Genomic DNA, 18279 nt, shown 5'->3' with positions numbered 1-18279 from the left:
TCACAAGTCCCCACGCGGACCGTCATCAGGTGGGCAACGGCTTGCCCAGGCCCTTGCGCAGCGCCTCGTCGATGACGGACTGGACCTTCTTTTCCGCGTCGCGAACCTGGTTCTCATGTTGCTTGCCGAGCTTCTCCTGCTCGCGGCCCAGCTCCTCCTGTTGCTTGCCGAGCTTCTCCTGCTCGCGGCCCAGCTCCTCCTGTTGCTTCGACAACTCCTCCTGCTTCGCGTCGAGGGCGTCGATCTCCTTGTCGAGTTCGGCCTCCTGCTTGTCCAGCTCCGCCTCGCGACGCGCGCGCTCAGCCTCGGAGAGCGAGTCCAGACGAGCGGATTGCAGATGCAGCCCCGCCCGCTTGTGAGCCAGTTCGGCGTGCTGCAGGCCCAACTGTCCCTGCTGCACTCCCAGCGCGCCCTGCTTCATTCCCAGCTTGCCCTGCTCCTCGCCCAGCGCGCCCATGCGCGTACCCACTCCACCTTGGACCAGGCCGAACTTCCGGATGGGCTCCAGCGCGGCCTTCATCGCCGCCAGGGTGGCCGTGTCGCGGATGATGAACGCCTCGCCCTTGCGGCGGACGTAGAGCAGTTCGCCGCCGTTCTTGTCCTTGAACATCTTCGCGAGCTTCAGGTCCACCGTGCTGCCGCGCATCGTCGCCTTGTCACCGGAGAGCAGCACGTAGCTGGAGTCGTCGTCATCGTCGTAGTCGGGAGGCGAAGGCGGAGTCGGAGGCGCCACGGGGGCGGCGGGCACACCGGCCATCGCCAGACGCGGAGGCAGAGGGACAGCGCGCGGCGCCGCAAGGGACAGCATCGGCCTCGGCGCGACAGGAGACGGCCCGGAGGGAGACGCCACCGCCATCGGAGCGATGGGGCGCAGCCCCACCGGTGACGCCACCCCCACCGGAGCGACGGGGCTCGGTCCCACTGGAGACGCCACCGCCATCGGAGCGATGGGGCGCAGCCCCACCGGTGACGCCACCCCCGTCGGAGCGACGAGGCTCCGCCCCGCTGGAGACGCCACTCCCATCGGTGCAACAGGGCTCGGTCCAGTCGGAGACAGGGCCGCCACCGGCGCGACGGGGCGCGGCCCCACCGGAGACGCCGCTATCGGCGCAACAGGACTCGCAACGGCGATCGGCGTCGCCGCGTCCATCGTCCCGGTGCGCACCGTGCCCTGCTTCCTAGAAGGCACTGCCGCCGGCTGGGCGCTGTCGGTCGACGTCGGCCCACCGGGACGCGTCTCCGCCACGGCCGTCAACGCGGGAGGAGTGCTCGACGCGCTCCCCTGCTTCGACTCTGTCTCCGCCACCGACTTCGCTTCCTGTCGGGCGACGACCTGGAAGGGAATCAGGGCCACGAGCCCCAGCGCGGAGAGCGTCACCTTCAACCAACGACGGGAACGGGAGGAACCGATGTCGACGTGCTCCAGCATGCTCAACCTCCTGTGCAACGCGTGAACGTGGGCGGACGCACCGAGCGCGGCGGCGGTCCCATGAGGACGGGTGACTCCGAAGGCGAGCAGCAACTCGCCGTAATCCGCGGGCTCCGCGCCGGTGAGCCGCAGCGCTTCCGCGTCACACGCCTCCTCACGGGCCAGCGCGTATTCACGGGCCGCCCGACGCGCGAGCGGATGAAAGAAGAGCAGCGCCTCCGCGAGCGCCGGCACCCAGCCGAGCCACAAGTCACCGCGCTTCAGGTGCGCCACCTCGTGCGCCAGCGCCATGCGCAGCCCTTCCACCGGAAGCCGCCGCACCGCCTTCGTCGGCAGCACCACCACCGGAGACCACAACCCCGTGGCCAGCGGGCTCGCCACCTCGTCCGACACGAGCAACCTGGGCGCACGTCGCAGTCCCGCGCTCTCGGACAGCTCGAGGACCTCGGACTCCAATACCGGGTGCTCCAGCGGGCGGGCGTTTCGGCGCAACCGCCGCATCAACGCCCAGCTCCGCACCTGCGCTCGCACCTGCCACAGCACGCCCACCACCCACGCAGCCAGGAGCGCCAGCACGACGAACTGCTTCCAGCCTGCTCCCGAGGCACGTGCCCCAGGCGTCGACGGCTTCAGCAGTCCGCCCGCGATGGCGTGCCCGCCCTCCGTGAGATTCGGAGATCCTGCCTCCGACATCCTCGCGCCCTGCCCGCCTTCCGCGAGACGCGGAGACTCGGCCCCCGGCGCCTTCGTGCTCTGTCCCGCCGGCACCAGGTGGACGGCGCCTCCCACCATCCCGAGGTTGCCCACGTGCGCGTCACGCTCGCCCACCAGACCGTGCGCCGCGCCGATGGACGGAGCCCATCCCTCCGAACCTCGTGACACGGGCGACGCACCCACCGCTCCGCCCTCGACGAGCGGCGCGCCATCGGACTCCGACGACTCCGCCTGCCCGGAGAGGAACGCGAGCGACGCGGGCAGCACCGGCAGCGCCAGCGGACGCGGTCCCCCCAGCGACACCACGAACTTGAGCGCCACCAACCACCACATGCCCGCGCGCAGCGAGGCCGGCATCCGCGTCCACAGTCGCGTCACCGCCCACACCAGCGCGGCACACAGCGCGCCCTGCCACGACGCTCGCCACAATCCTTCCGGCCACGACGCCAACCACGTGGCCCCATCCATCAGCCATTCGGTCCGCATGGAGCTATTCCTTCCGCTTCTTCGAGCGAAGCCGCGCCACCACATCCTGGAGCTGCGCGAGGTCCTTGTCGGAGACGTCATCCGCGTCAGAGAGATACGCGGCGAACGGCGACAGCGAGCCGGACAGCGTGCGCTGGACGAAGTCACCCACCACGTCCCGCAGCAGCTCCCCCTCCCGCACCGGCGAGGCGTACTGGAACACGCCCTCCACCTTGCGCCGCGTGAGGTAACCCTTCAGCCGCAGCCGCTCCATCACCGTCAGGATGGTGGAACGCGCCAACCCCTGCGGCTCACCGAAGCGCTCCACCACCTCGCCCACCGTCGCGGGCCCGTGCTCGGCCACGTACCGCAGCACCGACAGCTCCTGCTCTCCCACCGGCTTCTTCATGACCGTCCTCTGACGACAACTGTAGTCACAAGAGAAGTACGCGTGACTACAGTCGTAGTCAAGCGGGTACCAAGGGAAGAAGCGACCCTTTCCCGCCACTGGGACGAGTCCCATGTTTGGGAATGAGCGGGCGACATGCCGCACGGAGGTGGCGCCAGTGTCGAAGGGCGACATGCGGGAGGGGCAGGCAAGGCCGGACGCCTCCGCTCCGGCGAGTCCGTCCCGTGCGCCAGAGCGACTCCTCCAGGTGGGCACAAGCCTCCACGCCGCGCTCATCGTGGACGCGAAAGGGCGCATCGTCTGGATGGACACGGTGCTGGCCCTGGCGGCCGGTTGGGAGCAGGGCGACGTCGAGGGACGGAGGTCTGAGGAGGTGCTCGCCCGGCTGCCCTGGCTCGCGCGCGCGGTGGAGTCCGCACTGTCGAGTGGACAGGGGCTGGGCGAGGGCAGTGGACGGGGGCAGCGGCTGCGAGCCCTGGTGCTGGCCGTCCATGGGGACGACGGCTCGGTGCTGGGAGCCTGTGCGCGACTCCAGCCTCGGGAGTCTCCAGAGGTGGCGCGAGACGCGCTGACCGCGGAGCTCTCACACGTCCGCAAGCGCTACGAGGACTTCATCGACAGCATCGACGGCATCGTCTGGGAGGCCGACGCCGAGTTTCGCTTCACCTTCGTCAGCAGACAGGCCGAGCGGCTCCTGGGCATCCCCGCGGAGGAGTGGATGCGCGGCCCGGATTTCTGGGCGCGACATGTCCACCTGGATGACTGGGCGGGGGTCGTGTCCTCCTGTCTGACCGCCTGGCGACAGGGGCGGCCCCAGGAGTTCGAGTACCGCATGCTGGCCGCCGACGGGCACATCGTCTGGATGCGCGCCCACGTCACGGCCGTCTCGGAAAATGGCCAGCAGATGCTGCTGCGCGGGCTGATGGTGGACGTCACCGAGCAGCGCCAGTCCCGCGAACGCCTGGAGCACGCCCACTCGGTGCTGCGCGCGATGTTCGACTCCATCGCGGACGGCGTCATCGTGGTGGACGCGGAACGACGAATCATCGCCTACAACAAGCGCTTCCAACTCATGTGGGGCCTCAGCGACGAGGTGATGGAGTCACGCATCGCGCAGCGGGCGCTCGCGGCGGCGGCGCCGTTGACGAAGGACCCGGCGCGCTTCGTCTCGCGCATCCAGGACCAGTACCTCCCCTCGGACGACATCAACGTGGACCCCATCGAACTGCGCGACGGGCGCATATTCGAGGGCACGTCCCTGCCGCAGCGGATGGGCGACGCCATCATCGGCCGCGTGTGGAGCTACCGGGACGTGACGGAGGAGCGCCGCGCGAAGGTGGAGCGCGAGCGGCTGCTCGTCGCGGAGCAGAATGCCCGGGAGCAGGCCGAGGAGTCCTTCGCGCTGCTCGACACGTTCCTCAACCACGCGCCCGTGGGGCTCGCCTTCATCAACCGGGAGCTGCGCTACCTGCGCATCAACGAAGCGCTCGCGTCACTGCATGGGCGCACGCGCAACGAGGAGCTGGGCAGGACGGTGTGGGAGATGAACCCCAACATGGCCCCCGCTTTCGCGCCGCTGATGCTCCAGGTCATGGAGACGGGCGTCCCCCTGAGCGACATGGAGATGTCCGGCCACGTGCCCGCGACGCCCCACGAGTTGCGGCACTGGCGCGTCAGCTACTACCCGGTGCGGACACCCAGCGGCGGCATCGTCGGCCTGGGCGCCGTCGTCATGGAGGTGACGGCGGAGCACCGCGCCCAGCAGGAGCGGGAGCGGCTGCTGAAGGAAGCACAGGAGGCCATCAGCGTCCGGGACGACTTCCTGTCCATCGCCGCCCACGAGCTGAAGACGCCGCTGACGCCGCTCAAGCTGCACCTCCAGATGATGAAGCAGCAGTCCTCCGCCGGCCATGCCCCCAAGCCGCACCACGTGGACAAGGCGCTCGCCCAGGTGACGCGGCTGTCCGTGCTCATCCACGACCTGCTGGATGCCACGCGCATCGAGGCCGGCAGGCTGGAGCTGCGCCGGGGGCCCGTGGAGTTGCAGGCACTCGCCAACGAGGTGCTCGCGGAGGTCCGCCCGCTCGGCCCGCAGCACACGCTGGAGTACGAGGCGCCCCCGGAGCCGCTCGTGGTGAAGGGAGACCGGGGGCGGCTCGCGCAGGTGCTGACCAATCTGTTGGAGAACGCCTTCAAGTACAGCCCCAGCGGGGGAGTGGTGCGGCTGACGCTGGAGCGCGACGGAGCCGAGGCCCGGATGTCGGTGAAGGACTCAGGCATCGGCATCCCCGAGGACCAGCGCGGGCACCTCTTCCAGCGCTTCTTCCGCGCGCGCAACGCGCCCATCTCCGGCTTTGGCGGGCTGGGGCTGGGGCTCTACATCTGCCGCGACATCGTCGAGCGCCACGGCGGCCACCTGGAGGTGGACACGGAGGTGGGCCAGGGCTCCACCTTCCGCGTCACCCTGCCCTTGGAGCCTGGGGACACCTGAGGCTCAGCGCTGGAAGTCCACGCCCACGCCCATGCCCGCCGTCACGCCGCGCACCAACTGCCCATCCGCCTGCGGGAAGTGCACCGTGCCTCCGGAACCCCAGGCGTACAGGTGGTTCACCAACCGCTGGCGGACCTCCACGCCCAGCGAGTAGCGCGGCCTGTCTCCCAGCGCCGTCAGCACCGCGCGCGCCAGGGCCCGGGTGCGGCCTCCAGGCAGCTCGAAGCCCGCGGACACATCCAGGTCGGTGCGGCCGAAGCCGTGGTACTGCGCGGCCAGGCTGCCCAACAGCAGCGTCGTGTCCGCACTGCCCTTGGCGATGGACGCCTCCAGGTAGCCGGCGAAGCCGTCGGGGAGTTCCTCGTCGGCGATGGGCTGCTCCGTCAGGCCCGTGCCAGAGAATCGCCCCAGCTCGTAATCCGGACCGAACATGCCGAAGCGGAAGCGCCCGCCCTGCTTGCGGCCCTGCAGCGTGAAGCTCAGCTGCGTGCCGCTCTCCATCTGCCCCTCCATCGCCACGCCCAGCAGACCCCCGACGGCCGGCGAGTGCGCCTCCGCGAAGCGCGCGCCACCGGCGAGCAGCGCCCACGCGCGCAGGCGCTCACCCTTGTAGAGCGCCACGTCGCCGCCCACCGAGGCCAACGTCATGTTCGGCGTCTCGCCACCCGCCTTCGCCGCGTCGTGCGCGGCGGACAGGCGCAGCAGGTAGCGGTCGAACTTGTTCGCGTCGTCACTGGCGGCGCGGCCCAGGTCCAACATCACCTCGCCCGCGAAGATGCGCGCGCCCAGCACGTCGCTGGCCAGAATCTCCGCGCGCACCGGCCCCTTCAACATCGTCAGCGAGCCACCCGCGGGGTGATAGTCCGGCGACAGCACGTTGCTGTAGCGACCCATCAGGTATCCACGGCCCAGCGACTCGTCGGCGAAGGGCTCCACGCGCAGGTAGAACGGCGACTGCCCCTCCTGGCCAATGCGCAGCATGCGCACCACCTGGCCGATATCGCTCAGCTCGTCCCAGTCCTCGCGGCGCAGGCGCCCGCCGTAGTCGCCGTCCGCCTGCTTCGGCTCCTCGTCCACCATGCGCAGCCGCAGGTTCGCGCCCAGTCGCAACACGAAGCTGTCCCCCTTCGTCAGCCCCAACGACGGGTACACCCGGATGAACAGGTCCTGCCCGCCGTCCGGCGTCCCGGAGGGAAGGCTCAGGCCACCGGCCTCGAGCTGACCGCTGAAGCCAAAGCCCTCGCCGCCCACGCGACTGCCGGGCGGCGCGGGCTCATCCAGGCGCGCCGCCGACACGGGCGTGTCCTGGCTGGAGGGCGCGGGCTCCTCCTCGTAGATGGTGGAGCTCTGGTTGGAGACGAGGGCGAAGAGAGCGAGAAGGGGGGCACCAGTCATCGTCCCCTGAGTCTACCCGGCCCCGTGCTCCAGCGAAGCAGCCAGCCCTCACGGTGTGGGTGACACTGCCGAGCCTCGGCACACCCGCCGCGCGGGGGTGACACCCATGTCACGCTCCGCCGCTGCCCGAGCGGGCCCGCGCACCGACGGCCTCAGCCTCCGCAGCGGCCGCTCTCGTCATCCGGGCCCGCGGGGAGAATCGCGCGGTGGGGACGCTCCTCCGCCGCGCCCACCAGCCAGCGCGACAAGAGCCGGACGCCTGAGGCGAACAGCCCGTCCTCCGCGCCGCGCAGCGCCTCGAAGAGGGACTCGTCCAGCACGGAGTCCTCCGGGTCGATGACCAGCTCCTCCGGCTCCAGCGACTTGAGCAGCGGGCTCTGGTCGAACACCGTCTCCAGGGGGTGCGGGCGGAGCCGGTGCAGGCCCGCGCTCGCCACCGCGTCCAGCCAGTCCACCCACGTCGGGTCCGCGCGAGCCAGTGGCATCAGCTCCTCCGCGCCCGACAGCCCCGCGTGCTCCGCCAGGAGCGACACGCGGACGCGGCGGATGGCACGAGCGACGACGTCGCCCGCCTCTTCCGACTCCCAACTCAGGTTCAGCTCCGAGTCCAACCCGAGGCTGCGATTGGTGGTGTTGGCCGAGCCCAGCGTGAGGAAGCGGTCATCCACCACCATCACCTTCGAGTGGATGTATGTGAAGACATCGGCGCCCGTCTCCGGATTGCGCCCCGCCGAGCAGTACACCCGGAAGGTGTGTCCCGTCTCCAGCGCCATCCGCTCCAGCGTGCGCAACAGCCGCACCTGGGCCACGCCCATGGCCAGCTGCTCGCGCAGGGCCTCCGGCTGCCGGGGCAACACCAGCACCACCTGAATCGGTGGACGTCCGGACGCGCGGAAGCGCTTCACCAGGGCCTGGAAGATGGCCCGCGACGAAAAGTATTGGTTCTCGATGTAGATGAACCGGTCGGCCGCCTCGATGGCGTCCAGGAACAGCGCGCGCACCTCCTGCACGGCCTCCTGCGGCGGCACGAGCGTCTTTCCGAAGGTGCGGCTGATGGCCACCGGCCCGGGTGGCGCCGGCACACTGGACGAGAACGTCACGTCATCCCGCGCCACGCGCGGCAGGTGCAGCTCTCCTCCGCCCGAGTGCGCCCAGCGCGCCTCGAACAGCTCCGTCAGGCGCTCCACCACCGGCCCGGTGAGCACCGACTGCACGTCATGGTAGGGCCCGTGCGGGTCCCTGCCGCTGTCACACCGCAGCGCCGAACCCACCCGGTGGTCGCGGTCATCCCAACGGCAATCACAGACATCCATCCCGCCCGTGAAGGCCTGCACCCCGTCCACCACGACCAGCTTCTGGTGATGGGCGCCGTACAAGGGACTGGAGGCGTCGAAGCGGAAGCGCACGCGCTCGTTCGTCGTCCAGTTGAACAACAGGTGCTGCATCCACTCGCGCTCCATGGCGAGCAGCAGGCTGAAATCCCACGCCAGGATGTAGACGTGCAGCTCCGGGTTGGCCCGGCACAACGCGTCCAGCATGGGCAGCAGGCGCACCTCGCCACCCCGCGCTTCCTCCAGGTCCTCGCCCCGAAGCAATGACACGTCACTGTCGAACTGCCAGCCCGTCATCGCGATGTAGCGACGGGCCTTCTTCGCGGCCCGGTACAGCTCTCGGTAGTAGGCGCGCCCGTCCACCAGCACGCCGCCGTCGCTCGCCTCTTCCACCGTCCAGCAGTTGCGCCCGGGAATGATGATGCGCTTCACGCTGTCCGCTCCCCTCGCCGCCCTCCCCCAGCGCCACGCCCCGTGGCGCCCCGCGCGCGCAACCTCAGCCCACGAAGACGATGTGCTTGCCGGTGGCCAGCGTCATGTCCGTGGAGGACATCACCTGCTTCACCTTCTTCACCTCGCCCCCCACGGTGTCGAACGCCGCCGCGATGAGGTCTCCCAGCGTCACCTGCACCTGCCGTGCGTGCTTCCCCGCACCCGACACCGCCCGAGCCGTCGTCGCCTTCACCTGCCGAGCCTTACGACGGATGACCTGCCCACGCTGCTGAGTCTTCGCCATGGTTCTTCTCCAAGGATGAGGGATGCACCGCGCCACCACACCGACCCGCCACCGCCGCCGCCGCCCGCCTGCCCCCAGCCCAAGAGCAACCCACGTGCCGAACGACAACCCCGCGTCTTCACTGGAATCGGGTGCTCCAACCCACCCCTCAGCCGGGGGAAGGACTGCCATTTTTTCAGTCCGGCGTGCGAACTCCGCACGACCTGACAGCCCCGCCGCGCCAGCACACCCGCGCCCCACTCCTCCCACGTGAGTGTTTGGAATCAGACACGAGACATCGAGACATGGGTCAGCCTTACCCCCAATGTAAAACGTATTCACGCCAGCGGAAAAGTTTAAACATATCAGTCAATTTGAAAAGACCTGAGAAAACGGCTTCAATGCGTGGCATCGCTTCTTCCGAGGACATCCACGTATGGAATTGAAGACTCCTCCCGCACAGCCCACCTTCGCGACCTACCAGGGCGTCGAAATCGTCGGACAGTCCATCCTCGCCATCGTCAACGGAATGGAGCTGGCGCAGGCCCGGGCGCTGCGAATCCTCGCGGAGAATGGCATCACTCCACTGGAAGCGAAGACGTGGTACCCGATGCCCGCGTTGCTGAAATCTTTCAGCCTGGTTTTCGAGAAGATTGGCCCCAGCACGGTGCGAACGATTGGCCGGAAGATTCCAGACAGCGCGCACTTCCCGCCAGACATCGACAACCTGGAAAAAGGCCTGCGCGCGGTGGACCTGGCGTACAAGATGAACCACCGGGGCAAGGGCAACATCGGGGGTTACCACTACGAGCCGGTGGACAAGCGCAACGCGAAGATGCGCTGTGACAATCCCTATCCGTGCGATTTGGACTACGGCCTGCTGGAGGCAATCACGGACAGGTTTCGCCCCAAGGATTCGCTTTGGGTGCGTATTGAACATGACCCCAGGAGTTGCCGTCGCAGGGGAGATGGGGCCTGCACGTACAACATCAGTTGGTAGCGCACATCGCAGGCCTCCAGGCCCGCGTGGCTCCCCGCGCGGACCTGGGCACGTCGTCAAAGACACTCCGCCTGGGCCGAGCGGAGACATGCATCCGGGAGGGACATCCATGAAGGCCGTGCTCCAACACATCGCGGTGTGCGAGGAGCGGTTCGCCTCACACCCTTTCTTCGCGGACCTGAAGCAGGACCGACCGATAGAACAGGTGATGGCATTCGCGCCTCGCCTCACCTTCTGGGTGATGACGTTCCAGGATGTGCTGCGCCTCAACGCGCACTTCATCCAGGACGCGCACCTGAAGGAGCTCGCCACGCATCACCATGCGGAGGAAGGCGGGCATGACCAGTGGTTCGAGGACGATATCGCCCAGCTCACCGGGGGCTCGCTGAGCATCGGCGCGCTCTACGGCAAGGCCCACGCGAAGACGCGCGACGCCGCCTACTCCATCATCAGCGAAGTCTACCGCTCGGTGGATGACCGGCTGCGCATCGTCCTCTTGTGGGCGCTGGAGTCCACCAGTCACGTGTTCTTCAGCCGCACCGCCGTCATCAGCGCGGCGCAGGGCGCGGACGACAAGCTCAAGTACTTCTCCGACCACCACATGCAGGCCGAAGCGCAGCACGCCATGTTCGAGCAGCAGCTGGCGGAGGAGCTGGAGGCCATGGTGCTGGCGCCGGAGGTGCGCGAGGACGCGCTGGCCATGGTGAACCGCATCTACGCGGCGTTCGACACCATGTTCGACGGGCTGCGCATCCACCTGGAGCACGAGCGCGCCGACCAGACGGAGCCGCGCCGCGCCACGCTGGCCCCGGCCGCGAATGCGGAGGCAGAGGAGCCCTTCGAGCTGGATGAGGCTGACTTCAGCGACGTGGCGCTGGCGGTGGACCGGGCCGCCTGAGGCGACCCGCGGCAGGTCCGACTACTTCGAGGGCGGGGAGAGCACCAGGATGAGCTCTCCGCCCACGTGTTTGCCCGCCTTCTGATAGACGGCGCCCTGCCGGCCCAGCTCCACGTCCAGCGTGGGCTGGCGCGGAATGGCCACGCGCACGGTGGCGGTGCCTTCCTTCATGCCCAGCAGGAGCAGCGACGCGTTGCTGCCGTTGGGCAGCTTCACCTCGGTGGCCGTCTTCGCGCCCACTTCCAGCTTCTCGTTGGACAGGCGCTTGAAGGACGTGAAGTTGAAGTTCTGCTTCTGGAACTGCTCCTTCATCTTCGCCAGCTCCGGGGGCTCCACTTCCGAGCCCTTCTTGGAGGCGAGCACCACCTCCACCTGGATGCTGACCTTCTGCTCCTCCTGGGCCTGGCCGACCACCGGCATCAGCAAGCCCAGGCCCAGCACGGCCAGCAGCAGCCGGCCGGACGACACGTTCTTCTTCACAGGGGACCTCCCGAGGGGCGCTCCACTTCGGTCTTCGGCTTGCCCAGGGGCTTGGGCCCCTTGCCCTTGTTGCGAAGCCCGCCGCCAATGTCCTCTTCCAGCTCCTCGTCCTCTTCCGACGGGGAGCCGTCCTGCGTCTCTTCATCCACCAGCCAGATGATGGTGCCACCGTTGTCGGTTTCCATCACCACCGGCGCCACGCGGGCGTCCTGGTAGGGCTGGATGGACTTCACCGTCATCCGCTCCGCGCCGTAACCCACCGGGGCCTTGTCGCTGAGCAGCAGCGGCAGCCCCACCAGCACGAGCACCGCCGCCGTCGCCAGCGAGGAGACCATCGCCGTGCGCTGGTAGAGGAACATTTCGGACAGCGCCAGCTTCAGCCGCTCCAGGAGGGGCGGCTTCTCCGGCGTCACCCGCGCCATGACCTTCTGCGCGAAGTCCTTGAAGTCGACGTCATCCACCGCCATGTCCAGGCCGACCCGGAGCAGGCCCGACTCGGCCCGCAGGTCCGCCGCGCGCCCCGTGCAGTCGCGGCACGCGCCAAGATGACGCTCCACGTTCACCCGCTCCGCGGGGGTCAGCTCCCCGTCGACATACGGGGAGAGCATGGGGACAAAACGCTCACATGCGGGATTTCCGGCCATAACCTTCACCCTGCTCGGTGGTGGATGCTGCGAACGCTGTGACGCGGGGGTCCCTCAGATATTCGAGGGCCCTTCATTCGCTGCCCACTCCGCTCTTCGCTTCGTCCAACTCCAGGTATTCACTCAGGATTTTCTGGACCTTCGCCCGGGCATGGAAGAGGCGGCTCATCACCGTGCCCTTGGGAATGTCGAGCGTCCGGGCCAGGTCCTCGTAGGACATGCCTTCGATCTCCCGGAGGAGGAGGATGGCGCGGTGCTTCTCGGGCACCGTGGCGAGCGCTTCCTGAATCTTCTCCGCCAGCTCACGCCGGAGCGCGCTCTTCTGGGGATTGGTGCCCAGGCGGCTGCCGAGCGCGCCGATGCGGGCCTCGGACAGGTCCATGGCCTGGTTCTCGTCGAACTCCACCGCCTCGCCTCCACCTCCGCGCTTGCGCAGCACGTCGATGCAGATGTTCACGGTGATGCGGTAGAGCCAGGTGTAGAACGACGAGTCGCCCTTGAAGTGGTCCAGGTACTTGTAGACCTTGACGAACGCCTCCTGGGAGACGTCCATCGATTCCTCCTTGTCCTTGAGCATGCCGAGCGCAACTGCGTACACCTTGCGCTGGTAACGCTCGACGAGGAGTTTGAACGCGCGCTGGTCGCCGCTCCGGACGCGCTTGACGAGTGTAAGGTCGTCGGTTGCCAATGGGTGCGGCAACGTACCACAAGCCGGCCAACGCCGAGGACTTTCCACCGCCGGGCAGCCTCCCCGGCAAGTCTCCCTAGAGGCTCACGAGCGCCAGCACCAGGAGGGCGATGCCCGCCAGGGCCAGCATGGCCCCGAAGGCCGCCCTGTCCCACTGCCCCTGCGACACCGCCCCGTCCTCGGGGTCCGCGCGGAACCGGTGCAGCACGTTCCAGAGCATTTGCGGCCCCAACCGCTTGCCCGAGGAGCGGCGCCGGCCGTCGGAATCCGAGGGCTGTTCGTCGGAATCCTCGGACTCGGACGCCCTCATGCCCAGCGGCGCGGGGCCGCCCCGGAGCGTGTCCGGTCCCCGGGCCTGCATGGCGAGAGCTCCCTCGGCCACCCCCTCCTTGCGGACGGCGGCCTCCGAGTGGCGGACCTCCGGGGGCGGCTCCAGCCGGACGGTGGCCACGCGCTCGCGGGCCTCGTCGGGTGTCCTGGCCTCCAGCACCCACAGGCCCTGCGTCACCCCGTCCTGGCCGGTGCGCGCGTCGCGCAGCTCCGCGAAGCCCTGGCCCTTGAGCGACTCGCGGAAGGCCTCCTGCCCCTCCTTCTGGGGCGGCTGGGCCACGGCGGCCTCGGCGTAGGCGGCGAAGAAGGCCCACAGCCGGGTGGCGCGCTCGGTGCTCGACAGCTGCGAGGGCTTGAGGTGCTGGGCCAGCAGCGCCGCGTCCGAGCCGAAGCGCAGCCCCAGCTCCTCCTGGCCCGCCACCTTCTCGAGCCCGGGGGGAATCAGCTCCGCTACCTTGCGCAGCGGCGCCCGCTCAGTGCCACCCAGGGTGGGATGGCCGCCGGGGATGGCGCCCTTGGTCCGGAAGGCGTCGTGCTTCCCATGGCCCCCACCCTCCAACCCACCTCCTTGGGGAACCTTGGGGCCGCGCGGCCCTCCCGCGGGCGACTTGAGGATGAGCTGGGCGAGCCGGCTGAAGTTGGAGGTGATTCGCGAGGAAGCGGACATGAGCGGTGCCTCGTCATCCGTCGTGGGAAGGGGCGTCTCTGGCACGTCCCCGGTGGGCTCCGCCGAAGGACTCCGGGAGCCTAACGCGGGCGCGTCCCGGGGGCTGTTTTGGGAGCTGAACGAAGTGTCCGCCAGCGACGCCGTGCCCCGGGGAGCATTTCCGCTCTCACGCGGTGTGTCGGAGACGGGGGCACGCCAGATGCGGGTGGGCTCCGCGCCTTCTGGCTCCATGCCATCCGCCAGCAGGGGCAGCCCCGCTGGGGGCGTCCGAGGACTGGCGCCCGAGTTGGACGACGCGCGCGGGCCATGCTCGCCACGAGGCTCCCCGCCGCCCCTTCCTGCCCGGGGGCCGTCGCGGGGCCCCCTCATGTCGCCGACGTGGCCCATTTCCCAGATTCTCGCCCGGAGCGAGGATCAGGTTGCGGCCAACTACTCGCCTTCGCGTTCCACCTCGACGGGCGTGGTCATTCCGTTGGCGTCCAGACGCACTCGGTAGACGGAGTTCAGCCCGTCGCCGTCGAAGTCGCCGCGCGCCAGGCACGACACCTCGGGCTCTCCCACGGGGCTCTCCTGCACCACCACCTCGTACTGGAAGCGCACCTTCCCCTCCGGCTCGAAGCCGAGGCGGTGGAAGACGTCGTTCTCCGGGAAGGGCACCGACTCGCCGCCGCGCGGCACGTCCCGGGGCGTGGGGCCCGCGACCTGATAGGCGCCATGCTCGTCGCGGTACGCCTGCACCGCGTCACACAGCGCCAGCACGTTGAGGCGCGCCTCGGTGTCGGTGGGTCGCTCGCTCGACTGCCCGACGTGCCGGAGGCCGAGGACGCCCAGGATGGCGGCGAGGACTCCCAGCCCGGCGGCGAGCAGGGGCCACCGCTTGAGGAGGTTGCCCGGCGGGGACGGAGGCGGCGGGGATGTGAAGGGGTCGGACATGGGCCTCAGCTCTCCCGCGTCCAGGCGGCCCAGTCGCGGGGCTGCTTCAGCACGTCCACCAGCCGGGACTCCCAGCTTCCGGGCTCCGGGTGATGGTCATAGCGCCACCGCGTCTGGGGCGGCAGGGACATGAGGATGGACTCGGTGCGCCCGCGCGTCTCCAGCCCGAAGACGGTGCCGCGGTCATAGACGAGGTTGAACTCCACGTAGCGCCCGCGCCGCACCTCCTGCCAGAAGCGCTGGGCCTCGGAGAAGGGCGTGTCCTTGCGTCGCTCGGCGATGGGCAGGTACGCGTCCAGGAAGGCCCGGCCGCAGTCGCGCACGAAGTCCAGCTCGCGCTCCAGGTCGCCGCCCATGTTCTCGAAGAAGATGCCGCCCACGCCGCGCGTCTCCTCCCGGTGACGCAGGTGGAAGTACTGGTCGCACGCGGCCTTGAAGCGCGGGTAGTACGCCAGGTCGTGCGCGTCACACGCGGCCTTGTGCACGCGGTGGAAGTGCGCCGCGTCCTCTTCGTAGAGGTAGTACGGCGTCAGGTCCGCGCCGCCGCCGAACCACGCCTTCCCGCCCTGATGGATGAAGCGGTAGTTGGCGTGCACGGTGGGCACGTGAGGGTTGCGCGGGTGCAGGACGAGGGAGATGCCGCCGGCCCAGAAGGAGCGCCCCTCACCCTGGAGCTTCTTGGCGAACTGGTCCTCCAGCTCTCCGAAGACCACCGACGTGTTGACGCCCGCCTTCTCCAGCACGGCGCCGTCCTCCAACACGCGGCTGCGTCCACCGCCCCCGCCGGGCCGCGTCCAGGCGTCCTCGCGAAAGCGTCCCGTGCCGTCCAGGCGCTCCAGTGCGCCGCAGATGTCGTCCTGCAGCGACTGGGTGAAGGCGGCCATCCGCTCCTTCAGACTCTCCACGTCCACCTTCGTCATGCGTGCTCCTGGCGATTGCCGCTACGGCGCGGAGTAGTCGGCCGGCGCCTCGAAGTCCACAGGCGGAACGGGGGGCGCGTTGTGGCCCGCCGCATCGAACGCCTCGATGCGCGCCCGGTAGCTGCGGCCATCCTCCATGGCGAACGTCCCGCTGCACGCCTCGTGGCCGATGAAGGCCGTGTTGTTGTGCACCGGCACCACGTACTGCTGGATGCTGGGGCCCGGACGCCGGGGCTCCAGCTTCACCACGAGATACGCGGGGCTCTCCTCCTTCAGCGACAGGTTGAGGCGCACGAAGCGCGCGGTGCCCTGGGCCGTGCGGCGAAGGAAGCCCTCCGAGACGGCGGGGCGCTTCTGCCAGCGCGGCGGCTGGGTGTCGGCGCCCTTGCCCGTGTTCCATTCGGGCAGCGCCCCCGCCCGGCCGTTGAGCACGGCGACGTTGGGCAGCAGCTCGTCGAGCCGCAGCGTGTAGCGCTTGTCCGGCTCCAGCTTGCCCACCACCTTGAGGACGATGGTGGCTCGACCCAGGCTGCTCTCCCAGCCGCGCTGCGCCTTCACCTCCACCTCGTGGGTGTCCGCCACCAGCCGCAGCTTCTTGCCCACCAGCGCGACCACGGACTCCCGGGCCGTGCCCACGCCCTCCAGCAGGAAGCGGCTGTTGATGGGGACGATGGCGCCGGGCGTGGGAAACAGCTGCACTCCGTCACCCAGGCATTGGGCGGAGGCGGCACGAGCGAACAGCAGCACGAACAATGAGACGAGGATTCTGAGCACGATTTCCCAAGTCTGCGCCCCTGCGGGATGGATGCCAACCCGTTCAGTGCCCCCGGCGATATGGGGGACACGCACCGTGCGTTTCCAGGAATAGTCCCCCGCGCGCCGGGCCCCGGGCTCGCGGGCAGCTGCTCCCTCCGTTTTCCTCCGGGGACGTTCCGAGAACATCACCATGCGCTCACGCCTTTCGACGTGGGTGACGGTCGGGCTCCTGTGGGGAGCCTGCGGCTGCGCCGTCACGCCTGAAACCCGCCAGCAGTTGGTGGAGACCACCAGCGGCAACGCCGTCTACAACCTGTCGGCGGACGCCCTGCTGACGACGACGCGGCGCCTGCTCGCGGAGCAGAAGTACGAGCTGCTCCCCAGCTCGGACCCGCTCTACATCCACACCACCTGGCGCATCCGGGGCAACACGGACATGGGCGCCAGCTGGAGTCGCATCTTCGTGCAGGTCCATCCGCTGTCGGACGGCCGCGCCGTGGTGCGAGCCTACCGGATGGCCTACACCACCAACGGGCGCGCGCCCATGCACCCGACCCTCGGTGCTGGCACTCGGGACTCGAAGTTGGGGGATGGAGCGGCGACGGCCTACGTCCAGGGAGAGCCCATGTCGCCGGCGAAGCCCATCGTGCGCCGCGCCTCGGATATCGAATGGGAGGTGCTGTCGCGCGTGGAGCCCAGGCTCGCCGCCCACCTGGAGGCCCGCGCGGAGGCGTACCTGGCCACCGGACGGAAGGACCCGAGCGCGCCCACCGAGGAGGAGTGAGCGCGCCGCCGGGCGACGTGGCTTCGCGTCAGTGCATGCCGCCGTCGTCCTCGCGCAGGACGATGGCGCCGTACTTCGCCTCGTAGCGGTTGAGGTTGTCCTGCATGGCCAGCATCAGCCGCTTCATGTGCTTGGGGCTGGTGATGATGCGCGAGCGCACCTTGGCCCGGAGCTGCTGCGGCTGGACGTAGATGAAATCCAGCGTGAATTCCGTGTCCGTATGGTTCACGAGGGCCATGTTGGCGTACTGACCATTGGCGACGTCCTCGTCGATTTGAATCTGCAACTGCATGTCCGGGGGCTTCGGAGTGTCCGCCATGAGGCATGGGGCATAGCGCCTGCGCCTCCGCGTGGCCAGCCTGACGTCATGATGGATGCCTCGCTCGCCATGGACGCGGAGAAGACGGAGCCCTTCGAGCTGGGACGGGGCCCGGACGCGTGCCTCTTGCTGCACGGCTTCACCGGCAGTCCCTGGGATGTGCGCCCGCTGGGAGAGGCGCTGGCGGCGCGGGGGATGCATGTGGTGGCGCCGCTCCTGCCGGGCCACGGCACCACGCCCCAGGCGCTGCTGGGCGTCACCTGGCGCGACTGGCGGGACGCGGCCGAGCACGCCCTGGGCGCGCTGCGGGGTCACCGGAGCATCTTCGTCGCGGGGCTGTCCATGGGCGCGCTCCTGGCGCTGGGGCTGGCGGCGGACCATCCGGAAGCGGTGCGAGCGCTGGCGCTCGTCGCCCCGGCGGTGCGCTTCCGGGGACCTCGGATGATGCTCATCCGGCAGTTGTCGCGCACGCCGTTGTTGGAGTGGGCCCGGCCGTGGGTGGAGAAGACGGGCACGGACATCTCGGACCCGGTGGCGCTGGCCCAGGCGCCGGTGCTCTCCGGCTTCCCGGTGGCGCGCCTGCGGGATTTGGTCACCCTGCAGGACGCGGCGGCGCGAGGTGTGTCGCGGGTGCGCTGTCCCGTCCTGGTGGCGGTGGCCGAGCAGGACCACGTCGTGGACCCGGAGGGGGGACGGTGGCTGGCGCGCCGGCTCACCGCGTCGCCGAGCGTGCGCGTGGTGTCGCTGCGACGCGGCTTCCACGTCATTCCCCGGGACACGGACGGCCCCCTGCTGGCGAGCGAGGTGGGTGGCTTCCTGACGCAGTGGCGTGACTTCGGGGAATGGGAGCCACAACCGGCGGGCGCGTGAGCGGGGCTCGGGACGCGGCGAAAGGGGCCGCATCCGTATAT

18 protein-coding genes are annotated in these 18279 nt (G+C 69.4%); 5 read left to right on the top strand and 13 right to left on the bottom strand.

The features are described from left to right. Positions 1-25: 25 nt before the first annotated feature. Both HUA75_RS14535 and HUA75_RS14530 read right to left on the bottom strand, forming a co-directional pair. A complete protein-coding gene (locus HUA75_RS14535; protein WP_174486734.1) occupies positions 26-2629 on the bottom strand; it encodes a M56 family metallopeptidase in 2604 nt (867 codons plus the stop codon). A gap of 4 nt (positions 2630-2633) precedes the next feature. Continuing rightward, the gene (locus HUA75_RS14530; protein ID WP_141648249.1) at positions 2634-3017 is read right to left on the bottom strand and encodes a BlaI/MecI/CopY family transcriptional regulator; all 384 of its coding nucleotides are present in this window, start codon (positions 3015-3017) and stop codon (positions 2634-2636) included. A 304-nt stretch (positions 3018-3321) separates the two neighbouring features. Between HUA75_RS14530 and HUA75_RS14525 the strand changes: the two genes are divergently transcribed. Then, the gene (locus HUA75_RS14525; RefSeq protein WP_141648253.1) at positions 3322-5508 is read left to right on the top strand and encodes a PAS domain-containing protein; all 2187 of its coding nucleotides are present in this window, start codon (positions 3322-3324) and stop codon (positions 5506-5508) included. Positions 5509-5511: 3 nt separating this feature from the next. Here the strand turns inward: HUA75_RS14525 and HUA75_RS14520 are convergent, their stop codons facing one another. The 3 genes from HUA75_RS14520 to HUA75_RS14510 all read right to left on the bottom strand — a co-directional run bounded on the left by HUA75_RS14520 (position 5512) and on the right by HUA75_RS14510 (position 8970). After that, complete coding sequence (locus HUA75_RS14520) at positions 5512-6903, bottom strand: hypothetical protein (RefSeq protein WP_141648250.1); 1392 nt, start codon at positions 6901-6903, stop codon at positions 5512-5514. A gap of 152 nt (positions 6904-7055) precedes the next feature. Beyond that, positions 7056-8666, bottom strand: a complete 1611-nt coding sequence (locus HUA75_RS14515; RefSeq protein ID WP_174486732.1) for a phospholipase D-like domain-containing protein — start codon at positions 8664-8666, stop codon at positions 7056-7058. A gap of 64 nt (positions 8667-8730) precedes the next feature. Then, positions 8731-8970 carry a chaperonin gene (locus HUA75_RS14510; protein ID WP_141648252.1) on the bottom strand — a complete coding sequence of 80 codons (240 nt, stop codon included), beginning with the start codon at positions 8968-8970 and terminating at the stop codon, positions 8731-8733. Positions 8971-9385: 415 nt separating this feature from the next. On the opposite strand from HUA75_RS14510, the gene HUA75_RS14505 reads away from it, so the two are divergent. Both HUA75_RS14505 and HUA75_RS14500 read left to right on the top strand, forming a co-directional pair. After that, a complete protein-coding gene (locus tag HUA75_RS14505) occupies positions 9386-9949 on the top strand; it encodes a hypothetical protein (RefSeq protein WP_141641306.1) in 564 nt (187 codons plus the stop codon). 109 nt (positions 9950-10058) lie between these two features. Next, on the top strand, positions 10059-10847 hold the full coding sequence (locus HUA75_RS14500) for a hypothetical protein (RefSeq protein ID WP_141641307.1): 789 nt from the start codon (positions 10059-10061) through the stop codon (positions 10845-10847). 21 nt (positions 10848-10868) lie between these two features. On the opposite strand, the gene HUA75_RS14495 is transcribed toward HUA75_RS14500, so the two are convergent. The 7 genes from HUA75_RS14495 to HUA75_RS14465 form a co-directional block, all read right to left on the bottom strand. Further along, positions 10869-11327, bottom strand: a complete 459-nt coding sequence (locus HUA75_RS14495; RefSeq protein ID WP_141641308.1) for a hypothetical protein — start codon at positions 11325-11327, stop codon at positions 10869-10871. Continuing rightward, on the bottom strand, positions 11324-11971 hold the full coding sequence (locus HUA75_RS14490) for an anti-sigma factor (protein ID WP_141641309.1): 648 nt from the start codon (positions 11969-11971) through the stop codon (positions 11324-11326). Before HUA75_RS14490 ends, HUA75_RS14495 begins: the two co-directional genes overlap by 4 nt. A gap of 73 nt (positions 11972-12044) precedes the next feature. Continuing rightward, the gene (locus tag HUA75_RS14485; RefSeq protein WP_141641310.1) at positions 12045-12659 is read right to left on the bottom strand and encodes an RNA polymerase sigma factor; all 615 of its coding nucleotides are present in this window, start codon (positions 12657-12659) and stop codon (positions 12045-12047) included. 76 nt (positions 12660-12735) lie between these two features. After that, complete coding sequence (locus tag HUA75_RS14480) at positions 12736-13656, bottom strand: Immediate early protein ICP0 (RefSeq protein ID WP_217446073.1); 921 nt, start codon at positions 13654-13656, stop codon at positions 12736-12738. A 429-nt stretch (positions 13657-14085) separates the two neighbouring features. Further along, positions 14086-14589 carry a hypothetical protein gene (locus HUA75_RS14475; RefSeq protein ID WP_254627572.1) on the bottom strand — a complete coding sequence of 168 codons (504 nt, stop codon included), beginning with the start codon at positions 14587-14589 and terminating at the stop codon, positions 14086-14088. 5 nt (positions 14590-14594) lie between these two features. Then, entirely contained in the window at positions 14595-15509 is a 915-nt protein-coding gene (hemF, locus tag HUA75_RS14470; protein ID WP_141641311.1) for an oxygen-dependent coproporphyrinogen oxidase, read from the bottom strand. 21 nt (positions 15510-15530) lie between these two features. Beyond that, positions 15531-16286, bottom strand: a complete 756-nt coding sequence (locus HUA75_RS14465; protein ID WP_174487036.1) for a hypothetical protein — start codon at positions 16284-16286, stop codon at positions 15531-15533. Positions 16287-16455: 169 nt separating this feature from the next. Between HUA75_RS14465 and HUA75_RS14460 the strand changes: the two genes are divergently transcribed. Then, complete coding sequence (locus HUA75_RS14460) at positions 16456-17049, top strand: hypothetical protein (protein ID WP_174486731.1); 594 nt, start codon at positions 16456-16458, stop codon at positions 17047-17049. 28 nt (positions 17050-17077) lie between these two features. Here HUA75_RS14460 and HUA75_RS14455 read toward each other — a convergent pair whose 3' ends face one another. Next, positions 17078-17368, bottom strand: a complete 291-nt coding sequence (locus HUA75_RS14455) for a DUF3467 domain-containing protein (RefSeq protein ID WP_141641313.1) — start codon at positions 17366-17368, stop codon at positions 17078-17080. Between the two features lie 69 nt (positions 17369-17437). On the opposite strand from HUA75_RS14455, the gene HUA75_RS14450 reads away from it, so the two are divergent. Beyond that, the gene (locus HUA75_RS14450) at positions 17438-18238 is read left to right on the top strand and encodes a carboxylesterase (RefSeq protein ID WP_141641369.1); all 801 of its coding nucleotides are present in this window, start codon (positions 17438-17440) and stop codon (positions 18236-18238) included. Positions 18239-18279 lie beyond the last annotated feature (41 nt).

This window comes from Myxococcus sp. CA040A, from assembly GCF_013336725.1.
Taxonomy (GTDB): domain Bacteria; phylum Myxococcota; class Myxococcia; order Myxococcales; family Myxococcaceae; genus Myxococcus; species Myxococcus llanfairpwllgwyngyllgogerychwyrndrobwllllantysiliogogogochensis.
This window is presented reverse-complemented; position numbering and strand designations above follow the sequence as displayed.